At 46.7% G+C, this 14,586-nt stretch carries 10 protein-coding genes; 4 read left to right on the top strand and 6 right to left on the bottom strand.

From position 1 onward, the window contains the following. Positions 1-4: 4 nt before the first annotated feature. The 6 genes from ACR6Z4_RS00785 to ACR6Z4_RS00760 all read right to left on the bottom strand — a co-directional run bounded on the left by ACR6Z4_RS00785 (position 5) and on the right by ACR6Z4_RS00760 (position 4,949). The gene (locus tag ACR6Z4_RS00785; protein ID WP_479715298.1) at positions 5-814 is read right to left on the bottom strand and encodes an ABC transporter ATP-binding protein; all 810 of its coding nucleotides are present in this window, start codon (positions 812-814) and stop codon (positions 5-7) included. Between the two features lie 5 nt (positions 815-819). Beyond that, positions 820-1,866, bottom strand: a complete 1,047-nt coding sequence (locus tag ACR6Z4_RS00780; RefSeq protein WP_479715297.1) for a FecCD family ABC transporter permease — start codon at positions 1,864-1,866, stop codon at positions 820-822. Between the two features lie 121 nt (positions 1,867-1,987). Continuing rightward, entirely contained in the window at positions 1,988-2,764 is a 777-nt protein-coding gene (locus ACR6Z4_RS00775) for an alpha/beta fold hydrolase (RefSeq protein ID WP_479715296.1), read from the bottom strand. A gap of 115 nt (positions 2,765-2,879) precedes the next feature. After that, on the bottom strand, positions 2,880-3,878 hold the full coding sequence (locus ACR6Z4_RS00770; protein ID WP_479715295.1) for a FecCD family ABC transporter permease: 999 nt from the start codon (positions 3,876-3,878) through the stop codon (positions 2,880-2,882). A 16-nt stretch (positions 3,879-3,894) separates the two neighbouring features. Continuing rightward, complete coding sequence (locus ACR6Z4_RS00765) at positions 3,895-4,293, bottom strand: ExbD/TolR family protein (protein WP_479715294.1); 399 nt, start codon at positions 4,291-4,293, stop codon at positions 3,895-3,897. Further along, on the bottom strand, positions 4,290-4,949 hold the full coding sequence (locus ACR6Z4_RS00760) for a MotA/TolQ/ExbB proton channel family protein (RefSeq protein WP_479715293.1): 660 nt from the start codon (positions 4,947-4,949) through the stop codon (positions 4,290-4,292). The genes ACR6Z4_RS00765 and ACR6Z4_RS00760 overlap by 4 nt, the downstream gene beginning before the upstream one ends. 330 nt (positions 4,950-5,279) lie before the next feature. On the opposite strand from ACR6Z4_RS00760, the gene ACR6Z4_RS00755 reads away from it, so the two are divergent. From ACR6Z4_RS00755 to ACR6Z4_RS00740, 4 genes are all read left to right on the top strand, one after another. After that, a complete protein-coding gene (locus ACR6Z4_RS00755) occupies positions 5,280-6,767 on the top strand; it encodes an energy transducer TonB (protein ID WP_479715292.1) in 1,488 nt (495 codons plus the stop codon). 263 nt (positions 6,768-7,030) lie between these two features. Next, positions 7,031-7,312, top strand: a complete 282-nt coding sequence (locus ACR6Z4_RS00750) for an HU family DNA-binding protein (protein WP_479715438.1) — start codon at positions 7,031-7,033, stop codon at positions 7,310-7,312. Between the two features lie 261 nt (positions 7,313-7,573). Continuing rightward, the gene (locus ACR6Z4_RS00745; RefSeq protein ID WP_479715291.1) at positions 7,574-12,859 is read left to right on the top strand and encodes an AAA family ATPase; all 5,286 of its coding nucleotides are present in this window, start codon (positions 7,574-7,576) and stop codon (positions 12,857-12,859) included. A 158-nt stretch (positions 12,860-13,017) separates the two neighbouring features. Next, positions 13,018-14,517: a hybrid sensor histidine kinase/response regulator gene (locus ACR6Z4_RS00740; protein ID WP_479715290.1), complete on the top strand. Its 1,500-nt coding sequence runs from the start codon at positions 13,018-13,020 to the stop codon at positions 14,515-14,517. The last annotated feature ends 69 nt before the right edge of the window (positions 14,518-14,586 follow it).

The raw sequence follows: 14,586 nt of genomic DNA, 5'->3' as shown, positions 1-14,586 counted from the left end.
TGTATTACATATTGCAGGTTGATACACGCGATCGGCGGCTAACCGGGATACACATAGGCATTCCGGTTATGGGATCAGGGATAATGCGACTCTCTAAGCCAAACACATCCTGTACCATGCTCTCGGTCATTACTGCGCCAGAATGACCTTGAGCGTAAATGTGTCCTTGTCGCATCGCTACTAAATAATCGGCATAACGACAGGCTTGATTCAAATCATGCAGCACCATGACGATTGTGCGTCCCTGCGTCTGGTTCAGGTCATATAGTAAGTCCAATACTTCAATTTGATGCGCCAAATCTAGAAACGTTGTGGGTTCATCCAGTAACAGGATTTCTGTATTTTGGGCGAGTGCCATGGCAATCCAGGCGCGTTGTCGTTGCCCACCTGAAAGACTATCCAGAGGGCGATCGCTCATCTCTGCCATTCCTGTAATTTTCAATGCCTGTTCTGTAAACTGCTCATCTTCCTTTGACCACTGCTGCAACCAACTCTGATGCGGATAACGGCCCTGGGCTACCAGTTCTCGCACGGTTAACCCTTCGGGAGCCGTTGGGCTTTGGGGCAACAATCCCAGTTGTTTAGCAATGTCTTTGGTAGAGCGTTTGGCGATCGCCACTCCATCTAAATAAACCGTCCCACTTTGAGGTTTGAGTAATCGCGCCAATCCTTTGAGTAATGTGGATTTACCGCAGCCGTTAGAACCGACCAGAGCTGTAATTTGATGGGCTGGAATTTCCACATTCAAATCTTTGATGATAGTGGCGCGATCGTATGCCAGCGTTAGGTTTCGAGTTGTCAGTATTGTTTCCATTGAGCTTATGCATTCCGATTTCGATAGAGCAAATACAGAAAATAGGGCGCACCTACCGCAGCAGTCATCACACCACAAGGAAGTTCAATCGGCGCGAAGAGCGATCGCCCCAACAAATCGGCTAGCGCCACAATCAATCCACCCAACAGCGCAGCAGTTGGAATGACTCCTTCATGGGCGATGCCAACCAATTGTCTTGCCAAATGAGGAGCCATCAAACCAACAAATCCAATTGTGCCTACAGTTGCCACACTGCTTCCTGATAGGGCAACCGCGATGAGTAACAGGAGACTTCGTTGCCACTCCACGCGACTGCCTAACCCCCGTGCGACCGGATCTCCTAGATTTAAGGTATTTAATTCACGCGCCAAAACCACCGTTAATGGCATCAACACAATTAACCAGGGAAGCAGGGCTTGAATGTGTTCCCAGGTGCGTCCATAGACGCTTCCAGCCAACCAAACCAATGCCTGACTGACATCATCAATGTTGCCAAAGGTGATCATTAAGCTGGTCAGGGCTTTGGCGATCGCTTCTATACCAATTCCCACCAGAATGAAGCGAATCGGTGAACTGCCGCCATTCCACGACAAGCCATACACCAGCAACGCAGCGATCAATGCGCCGACAAACGCAGCGATCGGTAAAAGCGAGATTGATATTACAGGAAACATAACAATGAGCGAAACCGCCGCTAACCCTGCCCCTGCTTCTACTCCAATAATCTCAGGAGCTGCTAAAGGATTGCGAGTTACCCCTTGCAGAAGGGTTCCAGCGATCGCCAGTGCCATTCCCACTAGGAACGCTGTAATCACTCGCGGCAAGCGCAACGTGTAAACCACAAATATGTGATCAGGATGGTCAGTGTTCAACCCTAACAAGGTTTTGATGACAGCAACAGGTGAAATAGGATAGTCGCCATAACCCACGCTCAGAACCAGAACTATCAGACTGGCGATCGCCAGAACTGCCAACACCAAAGGCACCCGGCGATCGAGCCGCACAGAAATTGGCAAACAATGGGAACGAAGGGCTAACCAGCTTCTAGTCACGTTATTTCCCTAAATTACAGCCATTTTCAATTGCTTCAGCCACTTTGCTGTGTGCCGCGCGGAGCGCGGCACACAGCAAGAAATCCAACTACATCCAAGCGTGAAGCGCTGTAAAATTGCATCAATTGTGAGCTACACCATTCGATAAAAGAGTGGGTGCGAGAGGTTGGTGCATCAATGAATGCTGGGATGATGGCATAGAGTTCCAAAATTGCACAATCTGCTCACACACCTGTTGTGAGTAAAAGTAATGAAAGAAGTAACGTCCACCCGGACAAACCCAAAGGCGTGAGCTGGAATGATGGAAATGTTGCTGCCAATCTCGAAGCTGATTTGGATCAATCACCACATCATCGACACTACCGCAAACTAAGAGCGGGACTTGAACTGAAATGGGCAGTAAGCTCATCGATCGCACCAAATTATGGGGCGAAAGAGATTGATAGAGATCGTGTTCTAGAAGCTTGACTAACTTCTCGGTTGTATCTTTAGGAGGGCAACCTAACAAACCATAAACCATCTGCCGCAAAATGGTTTGTTGATCACAGGGAAGGATGCGACGTTGAACATAATAGTGTGCCTGCCAATCAACCGCAGGATTCACCCCAACTGAAAATAGAGTCAGCGATCGCACCCGTTCTGGATGTTGACGGGCATAGAGCAGTCCCAACAATCCACCTGTGCTATGTCCAAGCAAGTGAGTGGGGCGATCGCGATGTTTCAAATAATCATGTAACAATACCAGTGCCGTATCTAATGAATTAGGTTCATCTAGAGCTTGAGAATATTCCCACTGTGCAATTTGTGTATGCTGAGCAAGATTTTTGAGAAGTGGGCGATCAAATCCTTTTAGAGAAGGACTCACATTCAACCAAAGTGCATTTGTAATGTCAGACATGTATCATTCCTTGTATAAAAGCGTTTTTCCTAAAGCAATAGAGAGCCGAACGTTAATCCGGCAACTTGAAATCCTTACCCAACGGACAAGAACGTTAATCTTGCCTGGACGAGGGTTACTGTTTCACCTGCGATCGCGCCAAGTAAACGAAAAATGGAGCACCCACAAGCGCCATCATGATTCCTACAGGTAGCTCTTGCGGTTTGATTACCAAACGCGCCGCTAAATCTGCCAGTGATACCAAAATGGCTCCCAAAATCGCCGCATAGGGAAAGATCCACCGATAATCGACCCCAACTCCAAACCGAACGATGTGCGGTACTACTAATCCAACAAATCCAATCGGTCCTGCCAGGGCAACGGCACTTCCTGCCAATAGAATGACGACAGCAGAGGCGATCGCCTTTACCCATCCGGTTCGCAATCCTAACCCCTGAGCAACGTCTTCACCCAGTGTTAATGCTGTGATTTGCTTGCCCATGCTAAATGCCACGATTAGCCCAATTCCGACATAGGGGAGAACAGGTAGCAAGACATTCAAATTCCGTCCTGCAACAGAACCCGCCAACCAAAAGCGAATGTCATCTAACGTGCGTTGGCTGAGGATGAGAATTCCCATGGTTAGAGCAGACAGGAGATAGGTGAGAACTGAGCCTGCTAGAACTAGTTTTAGAGGAGTGATGCCACTACGCCCAAGTGAACTCAGTAGGTAAACCGCGATCGCCGCGATCGCGCCTCCTGCAAATGCTACCCAGGTCAATCCCTGAATCGGCATAGTACCGAAAAAAAATGTACTTACCACTACGGCTAATGCAGCCCCAGATGTGATTCCTAGAATGCTTGGATCTGCCAGTGCATTGCGGGTTAGCCCTTGCATCAGCGATCCGGCAACCGCTAAAGTAGCTCCGACCACTAAGGCAATCAAAACTCTGGGCAACCGCACGGTTGTGATGATCAGGTGATTGGCAGACCCATCAAACGCTGTGAGCGATCGCCAAACTGTTTCTACATCAATATCGGCTGCACCTAACGTCATGCTGGTAATTAGACACACCATCAGCAACAAAACGCCAATCCCTAAACCAACGAGTTTCAAACTATGCGTTCTACTCATCACCTTTCCACTATCACTATGGACGACGAGTTGACATGCCCAACGTCACCCCATCCACCGATCGCAGCTGATCCATGACGGCAATTACCTGCTGATATTCAACTTTCTCATCCGCATTGATCACGACTAAGCGGTCTTGATTTCCAATCAACGGTTTGACTCGTTCTGCCAAATCTTCTACGGGAATGGGTTGGCGATCGAGAAACACATTTCCCTGTTCATCCACGGTGACTGTAATCTTGCTTTGTTGCTGGGATTGAGCCGTTTGTGCTTGCGGTAGATTGACAGGTAGCCCTTCGGAACGACTTAAAAACAACGATGACATGATAAAGAATGTCAGGATGGCAAAAACCACATCAATCATCGGCACAATGTTGATGTAAGGCAGATCATCCGGTTCTTCAGGAATATTCATAGTGTTTCACTCATCACTTTTGATGTGGAGCTAAACCCTTCATAGCGGCTCAGATGCAGGACTTCAAGCTGGCTACCAAACTCTTGAATTGCAGCAACCTGTCGCCGATAAAATCCTCGAAATAAACTGGCAAAAAATAGGGCAAATAACGCCACAACCAATCCTGCTGCGGTAGACACTAGCGCCTCACTAATGCCCCCTGTCACCTGTAGAGCACTTTCGCTGTTCCCACCTGCTAAATCGATGGCAGCAAAGGATTGAATTAGCCCCAAAACCGTTCCCAACAACCCTAACAACGGGGCAGCGGTGATAATCAAATCAAATAGAGAATTAAATCGTCGCAGCATTGGCAGTTCTGCTTGTGTTGCGCCTTCTAAGGTGAGGCGAAACGCGTGGGGCGGAAAATGGTCTACTTCCAATGCTTCTAAAAAAATGCGCGCAATGGGTAGATCACCATGCTGCTTAAGCTTCAACAATGCGGCATCAAAATCCTGTTGATAAATTCGTAGCACATCTCGCGCTACTCGCCGCTGGCGACGGTTTATCCGAAACCAAAAAACAAGACGTTCACTAATCAGGGCGATCGCCACAATCGAGAACCCCAGGAGGGGAAACATGACAATCCCACCTGCTAAAAACAGTTCGATAATTAGCATTGCAGTATCCAGGACGGTAGAGTTACCCCACCGATCAGCAAGGTAAACTCGAATTCATTATTGATAACTCTTCTCAAAAAGAGAGTATTTCTTTGGGAGAATGATGTCAACCCCCTCTCATCTTAAAATCCACTCTTTTACTTCATTTATCCATCATTGAATAAAACTCGTTTGTTGTGTTGATCCCAGAAGCGTTGTAAGACTTGGGTTTTGGAATTATCAAAAAAACACTACGTCACCAGGAGTCAATGTGTTGACAGCAGGACACTTGAATTTTAGGATGGGCAAATTAGTCAGAAGTATTCTCAATAACAATCTGCGGTGCGGAACATGACATTCTCCAATACCGTTGCTCAACAACGCGAACAGCAAGAGAAAATCCTCAAACGCTTTATTACCTATAGCCTTGCAGGATCATTCGCTCTGCACGGAAGTGGACTGTTCTTGAACGTAAACAACCTCTGGAAGGCAGATCGAGCAGAACCGGAGGAGATCACGATCGTTGTGACAGAACCATTAGAAGAGGAGTTGACAGAGGTTATTCCGCCAGAAGAAAGTTCCTCTGAATCTGATCGCTCAGGAAGTGAAGCGTCTGGTAATAGCTCAGGAGAGCCAGAAGCCGCAACCATTGTAGACGCCCCTGCTGCCCCTCAAAACTCCGCAGCTGAACCACCTGTAGACGAACCAATTGCTGACGAGCCAGACCCCGAACCGACTTTCATCCCGATCGCTGAAGATGCAGAAGAATCGATTGAAGACGATCTTGCTGAACGTCCATTCGCTGGATCCAACGAAGACGTTGCTGAAGCAACAGAGCCACGGAATCTAAGCGATCTATTGGAAGATCTGCGACGAACCCGCGACCAGACCAGACAACCTGCGACAAACAGTGACGACAATGGACAACCCGGATCGTCTAGCACAGGTAACTCGGCTGGTAACTCGGCTGGTAACTCGGCTGGAAATAGATTATTTGGAGGCAGCGATCGCGGCTCAACTACAGCCATTGGATCTGGCTCAGGTAATGGTTCTGATCCGGGTAATGGCTCAGGTGAAGGCAATGAAACAGGAGCCGATACGGGAAATAGAACAGGGAATGGCGATCGCCTCAGACCAGGGAGCCGATCGCGTGAAATCACTTGTAGTGACTGTGATTTTGATTATCCAGACGCTGCTGATGGTGCAGAAGGAACCGCTCAAGTCATGGTTGAAACCGACAGCCAGGGACGAGTTGTATCAGTGATGTTGTCTCGCTCCAGTGGCAATGCTGCCCTCGATCACGCCGCACTAGAACAAGCCCGACGACGGGTTCGCTTAAGTAATACCAGAGTAGGCGAAAGCTATCCAATCGACATTGATTTTGTCCAGCCCAACTCAGAGGCAGCAAGGCGTGTAAGAGAAAGGGGCGATCGCCGCAGCATCACGGTTTCTGATCCTGAGCCTGGTCTTGAAACGCCCACCCCGACAACGGCAACGAATCAAACTCCAGCATCACAACCGTCCCCCATTGTTGGGCAACCTCCAGCATCACAACCGTCCCCCACCATTGAGCCATCAACCCATCCAGAACCATCTCCAACCCCAGACGCATCCATTACCCCGCAACCTTCAGTCACCCCAACTACAGAATCGCGTCCTCCCCACACAGTTAACGTGGAGCAACCCAGATCTGATCCTGAACCTGTTGCAGAACCAATACCGTCCGCCCAACCGTCTGTCCCTGAACCTGTTGCAGAGCCAATACCGTCTGCCCAACCGTCTGTTCCTGAACCACAACCCTCCCAAGAAGTTTCTGCACCTGCAACGCCAGACTCTTGATCGCGATAGGCGTATGATCCAACCCTTGTATCGCAAACAATCATGACCACAATTCATCCATTTGCACGTTCAAGGCAGCGTTCGGTTTAGCAGTCACCTGAACCTGGTGGGGCAGTCGGTCGTAGCCGTCATTGACATATTGCTGCAACCAGAATTGTAAACAATCTCTTCATAAATGCCATCGCCGCAGCAATTCGCTGTTCCAATTAGATTCTGTTGCACTACAATGCATGACGATGTCATTTATATCGTCTGAGGCATTTATGAATAAAGGAGAATTGGTCGATGCGATCGCAGAGCGTGCGTCGGTCACCAAAAAAGAGGCAGATGCGATCGTCAGTGCCATGGTCGAAACCATTATGGATACTTTGGCATCTGGTGAAAAGGTTACATTGGTTGGGTTTGGCACCTTTGAGGTGAGAGATCGGGCTGCCCGTGAGGGGCGCAATCCCAAAACGGGCGAGACACTAAAGATCCCAGCAACGAAGGTTCCTGCTTTTTCCGCAGGTAAACTCTTCAAAGATCAAGTTTCAAGCAGCAAATAATCCTATCCGATTCCAAGTCTCATCCTGGATACCAGATCTGGTTCATTGTGTGAGCCACTGGAAGAGTTGATTTTGCGCGCTCTACAGACGGGCAAATTAACCTTCTAGATGAGCTCTCAAGTAACGATTTTTTGTTGCGCAGGCGTCGCCTGCGCAACAAAAAATCGTTACTTTTTTAGGACTCCCACATTTATTAAATTCACGATCCGTAGCAGTGATCTAATCTTAAGGAATATAGTGCTTCTTTAAGGTCAACGACCTATGCTATCTCTCCCCGGCTACCGTATCACCTCAAACATTTACGAAAGTGCAAATTCTCTCGTTTACCGAGGTATCCGGGAACTAGACTTACAACCCCTAATTTTTAAACTTCTTAAGCAAAATTATCCAACCCCCGATGAATTAACTCGGTACCGACAAGAATATGAGATCACGCGATCGCTGAATCTAAAAGGGGTGATCCAGGTCTATGGGATAGAAGCCTATCAAAATACCCTGGTCATGTTTCTAGAAGATTTTGGGGCAGAGTCCTTAAAACATTGGTTAGCCAAGCGATCGCTGACCTTAAAAGAAGTCTTAACCCTGGGTATCCAGATCACCGAGAGTTTAGGACACGTCCACCAAAATCAAGTCATTCACAAAGACATTAACCCAGCCAATATCGTCTGGAATCCAACTACCAGGCAACTGAAGCTGATTGACTTTGGCATTGCCAGCCGTATCAGCCGCGAGACACCTACTTTACGCAATCCCAATGTTTTAGAGGGCACCCTCCCCTATATGTCGCCCGAACAGACTGGACGGATGAATCGCTCAATCGATTACCGCACAGACTTCTATTCTTTGGGAATAACACTATACGAATTGTTAACTCATCAGTTGCCATTTACAACAGACGATGCTTTAGAGCTAGTACATTGTCATTTGGCAAAACAGCCAATTCCTCCCAGTGACTACACTCCAGCGATCCCAAAGCCTATTTCAGATATTGTTATGAAACTGCTGGCTAAAACCGCAGAAGATCGCTATCAAAGTTGTCGAGGCATCCAGGTTGATTTAGAAACCTGCCTGACCCAACTGCAAACCACAACCCACTTTTCAACCTTTCCTCTGGCACAGCATGATAGTTCAGATAGCTTCCAAATTCCCCAAAAGCTTTATGGTAGAGAGCAAGAGGTTAAAACCTTATTGACGGTATTTGAAAAAATTGTTGAAAGACAAATTGAACCTCATCCATCAAGCCCCCGAGCCACACTCCTCGACAGTCAACCACCAAACTGCCAATTCATACTCATTTCGGGTTATTCTGGGGTAGGCAAAACCTCCTTAGTGCAAGAAATCTACACCCCCATTACCCAACAACGGGGTTACTTTATTTCTGGAAAGTTTGACCAATATCAGCGCAATATCCCTTACTCAGCCGTAGTTAGTGCGTTCACGTCACTAGTCGAACAACTCCTGACAGAGCCAGAAGCAGAGCTAAATCAGTGGCGGACAAAACTATTAACAGCTCTAGAACCCAATGCGCAGGTAATCATCGAAGTGATCCCTGACCTCAAGCTGATTCTGGGAGAACAGGCTCCTGTTATCGAACTACCCCCCACAGAAGCCAGAAATCGGTTTAATCGAGTATTTCAACAGTTTGTTCAGGTCTTAACCCGACAAGAGCATCCTTTAGTTATCTTTCTAGATGACGTGCAATGGATCGATATAGCATCCTTGCAACTCATGCAGGTGTTGATCACTACTGCCATCCCCTTTCTGCTTTTGATTGGTGCTTATCGAGATAATGAAGTGGGAACGACTCATCCCTTAATGCAAACCATCGAAGAAATACAAAAACAAGGAATCACAATTCAAGCGATCGCTCTATTACCACTGCAAATGAATGATGTGAGAAACTTGTTGGCAGATACACTCGATCGCTCTACGTCTGAAGTATCAACCCTTGCAGACTTAGTGTTAGCCAAAACAGATGGCAATCCCTTCTTCGTTAATGAATTTTTAAGAGCGCTCTATATCGAACAACTTTTGCAATTTGACTACCAACACAACCAGTGGGACTGGTCCATTACTAAAATTCAGCAGCGTAACATTACAGATAATGTGGTGGAGTTGCTCGTCACCAAAATCCAACGCTTACAACCTGCCTCTCAGGATGGTTTACGCTGTGCGGCTTGCATTGGCAACCAGTTTGACCTGCAAACATTGACCGTTGTTCTATATTCAGTCGGTGTGCTGTCAGCAGCAGATGCAAAGGTAGCGATCGCACTCCTCACAGAAGCCGTCAATATCGGGTTGGTTACACCATTAAACGAGAGCTATAAGCGAATTGAGTTAGGCATTCCCCAACCCGGTGATGCATTGCGAATGGAATATAAATTTAGCCACGATCGCATTCAACAAGCGGCCTATTCCCTCACGTCCGAAATCGAACGACCTGCGATCCACTGGCAAATCGGACAGCAAATCCTGCAATACACATCGTTAGAACAACGAGAACAACGGATTTTTGACATCGTCAATCAGTTGAACTTAGGCATGGAATGCATTACTCAACCCAGAGAACAAGAAGAGTTAATACGGCTGAACCTGTTAGCCGGGCAAAAGGCAAAAGCATCTGCTGCCTATGCCGCCGCCATGAAGTACTTAAGTGCTGCTCTGACGTTGTTAACTCAAGATTCCTGGACAACTCAGTACGATCTAACGTTAACGCTTTATAGCCTAGCGGCAGAGGTTGCTTATCTCAATGGTGATCTAGCGCAGACAGAACACTTTGCAGATGTTGTCTTAAACCATGCCCAAACCCTTATAGACAAAGTAAAAATCTACGAAGTCAAGATTCAAGCGTATGGCTCTCAGATGCAGTTTTTGGCAGCTTTGCAAGTTGGACTGCATAGTCTGGAACAACTGGGGGTAACACTACCTGCATCTCCAACTCCCACAGAGATCCAATCAGCATTTACAGAAACAGCGGCGATTTTGGCTGACAAAAAAAATCAGGACTTAATTCATCTACCACCGATGACAGATGCGATCGCGACCTTGAGTCTCCGCATTCTGACACACCTACTTGCACCATCTTATCAAGCAGCCCCTCCTCTCTTTCCCCTGCTGATCTTGAAAATGGTGAATTTATCAGTTCGCTATGGCAACCACGAGCTATCAGCTTTTGCTTACGCTGCCTACGCCAACATCTTGAGCTGTGTGGTGTTCGATTTAGATCAAAGCTACCAGTTTGTTGAATTAGGGCTGCAATTATTAGAGCAATCTCAAAACCCCTTGCTCCGTTGTAAAACCTTGTTTATGGCAAATTGCTCCGTTCGATTTTGCAAGATTCACCTCAAAGAAACAATTCAACCGTTACAAGAAGCGTATCAACTGGGTATTGAGTCGGGCGATATTGAATTTGCTGGGTATAGTATTTTGCACCATTGCGACCATTGCTTTTTTGTAGGAATGCCTCTAGCAGAAGTAGAACGAAAGATTACGGGCTACATAGAAACATTAATGCAACTGAAAGAATCGACCAATAGCAATGCCTTGCAAGTTTATCAACAAACGATTTTAAATCTCACGCAGCCTGTGCCCAATCCCGTGCTACTGATCGGTAAAGCCTATGACGAATCAAAAGAATTGCCACTGTTGCATCAGGCAAATCATCATAAAGGTTTATTTTATCTATATTTCAATAAGCTATTGCTCAGCTGTTATTTCCAGGATGCGGATCAAGCCGTGGAAAATGCTGACCAGGCAAATTGCTACCCCGAAGGTGGGCGGTCGAACGCTGTTTTCCCGATTTTCCACTTTTATGATTCTCTAGCACGGTTGATGAAATATCCAACCGTCAGTTCCCCAGAACAATCCGCTATTCTGCAACGGGTCGCAGAAAATCAGGATAAGATAAGGCATTGGGCAGACCACGCACCCATGAACAACCTACATCGCTGGCACTTAATCGAAGCAGAACGGCATCGCGTACTGGGAAAACCGGCAGATGCGATTACCCACTACGATCGAGCAATTGATCTGGCTAAAGAACACGATTATATCCACGAAAAAGCACTAGCCCACGAACGCACAGCTTTATTTTACCTGGAGCAAGGTAAGGATATCATCGCCAAAGCCTACTTACAAGAAGCCCAATATTGCTATTTAAAGTGGGGTGCCACTGCCAAAGTAAATGCTTTGGCAGAACGCTATCCTCAAATGTTTCAGCAAACCAGTGGGCTGAAGGCGATCGCTACAAATCCAGCCGTGTCTCTAACGACAACCAACAGCAGCGATTCTGAAATCCTGGATCTGGCAACTGTGATCAAAGCTTCACAGGTGTTATCCGGTGAACTCAATCTAGAAAAGCTGTTAACACAACTGATGGTCTTGCTGATGCAAAACGCAGGCGCACAGACAGGCAGCCTTTTACTGGAATCGAACCAGCAACTCCGGATTGAAGCAACTGTCAATGTTAACTCAGGAGCAATCGTCGTCCAGCAATCAATTTTGTTAGAAGCCAGTGAGCAATTGCCGATTTCGCTGATCCAATATGTGGCACGCAAGCAGGAAACAGTCATTTTAGAAGACGCTACCCAAGACTCGAAATTTATCAGCGATCGCTATCTCCAGTCTCAGCAGCCCAAGTCCATCTTATGTACCCCCATTCAGGGGCATGGCAAACTGATCGGCATTCTCTATTTAGAAAACAACCTCACCACCAACGCCTTTACCCTTGAGCGAGCAACTATTTTACAAGTATTGACCGCTCAGGCGGCGATCGCATTGGAAAATGCCCGATTGTATGAACAATTAGAAACCTACTCTCAAACCCTGGAAACCAATAACCGCCGATTGCAGCAAGAGATTAGCGATCGCAGTCGTGCCGAAGATCGACTCCGACAAAGCCTTGCCGAACGAGAAGTTTTGTTGAAAGAGATTCACCATCGGGTAAAGAACAATTTACAAATTATCTCTGGACTATTACAACTCCAGTCTCAAAGCGTGACAGACGCCGATACCATAACGATTCTGCAAGACAGCCAATATCGCATTGAATCAATGTCATTGATTCATAAAAAGCTGTATGCCTCTTCCGATTTTGGAGAAATTGACCTGGCAGACTATATTCCCAGTCTTGCCAGTAATCTGTTAGCCTCGTACCAAATTTCTCCGGGGCACGTCACCCTCGATATAGACATTGCCTCGGTGTTACTCAACATTGACCAAGCCATTCCCTGCGGGCTTCTTGTTAATGAAATCGTTTCTAATGCCCTTAAACATGCGTTTCCAGGCGATCGCACAGGCAGCATTCAAATTCATTTGCAGACCTCTTCAGATCAGCAGATTGAGCTGACCATTCGAGACAATGGCATTGGTCTACCAGAGACCATAGACTGGGAGTACACCCAATCTCTAGGGCTATCGCTGGTGCATGACTTAGTCATCGAGCAGCTAGAGGGCAATTTAATGGTGGAGCGCGATAGTGGGACAACCTTCAGAATTCAGTTTCCCCAGGCACCCCTGCTGACTAACCGACTCATTGGGGAACAATAAATGGATTAGCGCTGCTAATGATCTTTGAAATACAGTATTTTTGAGAGGCAATACCCCCTTGCTCTCCCCATTATCTAATTCAGGGCATTCAAACGAATTGAATGTTGCTTTCTATGGCTTTACAAAAACACATAATCTGGTCTAACCCTGGTGCTTCAATGGTTCAAGCCAAAATCTTAGTAGTTGAAGATGAAGTAATCGTCGCCCGTACAATTGCCAATCAACTGACCCAGTTGGGATATACGGTGGTCGGTACAGCATCGTCTGGATCAGCTGCCGTCAACAAAGCCAACACCACTCACCCTGACCTCGTGCTCATGGATGTCGTTTTAAAGGGTGAAATGGATGGCATCTCGGCTGCCAGCGAGATTTGTAGTCAACACGATATTCCAGTTGTGTTTTTAACAGCCTATGCCGACGAAGACACCCTACAACGGGCAAAAAATGTCTTACCGTTGGGGTATATTGTCAAACCCTTCAGCCCTGGAGAACTGCGTGTTGCCGTTGAGTTAGCGCTATTTAAACATCACGTCGAGCAAGAACTTCGCAGCAACCGTGCTTATCTGGCAACACTACTGCGTTCCATGAATGATGCCGTCATCGCCACCGATGAACAGGGCTTAATCACCTTTATGAATCCAGCCGCAGAGATCCTAACGGGTTGGCGAGAAACGGAGGCATTTGGCAAAGATGCCGTGACCGTCTTGAATTTAGTAGATGAAGTTACCGATCTGCCAATCGAGCATCCCGTCACGCAAGTTTTAAGAACTCAGGAAGTCGCGTTTCTGCAAGAGTTTACGGCTTTAGTCAAGCGGAATGGCGATCGCATTCCCATTGGCGATAGCGCTTCTCCTCTACATCGACACACAGAAGGAATAGGCGGAGTAGTGGTGGTGTTTTGGGATATGAGTGCGTATCGTCGCAGTGAACTATTGCAAAAGGCTTTAGAAAAAGAAAAAGAACTCAATCAACTCAAATCCCAGTTTGTCTCAACCGTATCTCACGAATTTCGCAACCCCTTAGCCGTGATCCGCACAGCTGCCGAGCTTCTCGATCTCTACGGAGCAAGACTATTTGACGAAAAGATGAAGTCCTATATATACAAAATTAAAACCTCTGTTCAGCAAATGAATCAGTTGATGGAAGATATTTTAATGATGGGACGGGTTGAAGCAGAACGATTACATTTTACTCCGTCTCTAATCAATCTAAAGCAAGTATGTCAGCACCTTATAGAAGAATGCTCACTCAATCTTTCAGACTCTCATGAAATCATATTCACCCGTCCTGAAGACAACCATGAATCATGGATGGATGAAAATCTTCTACACTTAATTCTTTCAAACTTATTAAATAATGCCATCAAGTATTCACCTGACGGTGGAAAAATCCATTTTACCTACAGCCACAGTACAGACGGCTACACGGTTATTTTTCAGATACAAGATCAGGGCATTGGCATCCCCACGTCAGAACAGATCCATCTATTTGAATCATTTTTTCGAGCCTCCAATACGACATTGATCCAGGGGACAGGATTAGGACTGGCGATAGTTAAGCGGTGTGTAGACTTGCATCAAGGACACATTACGGTCAGTAGTGAGCTGGGTGCAGGAACAACCTTCACGGTTATTTTACCCTGTACTCCAAACCCATAAGATAAAGCAGACTTAAAGGTCGTGGATTTAATAAAACCGAAGATTTATTTTTGGAAGCGCGGCGGAGCC

This window comes from Calyptranema fuscum S582 (assembly GCF_055793305.1).
This window is presented reverse-complemented; position numbering and strand designations above follow the sequence as displayed.

Excerpts from the sequence above, each read along its gene's own strand:
- ACR6Z4_RS00785 (WP_479715298.1), bottom strand. The coding sequence starts at position 814 with ATGGAAACAATACTGACAACTCGAAACCTAACGCTGGCATACGATCGC.
- ACR6Z4_RS00775 (WP_479715296.1), bottom strand. The coding sequence starts at position 2,764 with ATGTCTGACATTACAAATGCACTTTGGTTGAATGTGAGTCCTTCTCTA.
- ACR6Z4_RS00770 (WP_479715295.1), bottom strand. The coding sequence starts at position 3,878 with ATGAGTAGAACGCATAGTTTGAAACTCGTTGGTTTAGGGATTGGCGTT.
- ACR6Z4_RS00765 (WP_479715294.1), bottom strand. The coding sequence starts at position 4,293 with ATGAATATTCCTGAAGAACCGGATGATCTGCCTTACATCAACATTGTG.
- ACR6Z4_RS00760 (WP_479715293.1), bottom strand. The coding sequence starts at position 4,949 with ATGCTAATTATCGAACTGTTTTTAGCAGGTGGGATTGTCATGTTTCCC.
- ACR6Z4_RS00755 (WP_479715292.1), top strand. The coding sequence starts at position 5,280 with ATGACATTCTCCAATACCGTTGCTCAACAACGCGAACAGCAAGAGAAA.
- ACR6Z4_RS00750 (WP_479715438.1), top strand. The coding sequence starts at position 7,031 with ATGAATAAAGGAGAATTGGTCGATGCGATCGCAGAGCGTGCGTCGGTC.
- ACR6Z4_RS00745 (WP_479715291.1), top strand. The coding sequence starts at position 7,574 with ATGCTATCTCTCCCCGGCTACCGTATCACCTCAAACATTTACGAAAGT.
- ACR6Z4_RS00740 (WP_479715290.1), top strand. The coding sequence starts at position 13,018 with ATGGTTCAAGCCAAAATCTTAGTAGTTGAAGATGAAGTAATCGTCGCC.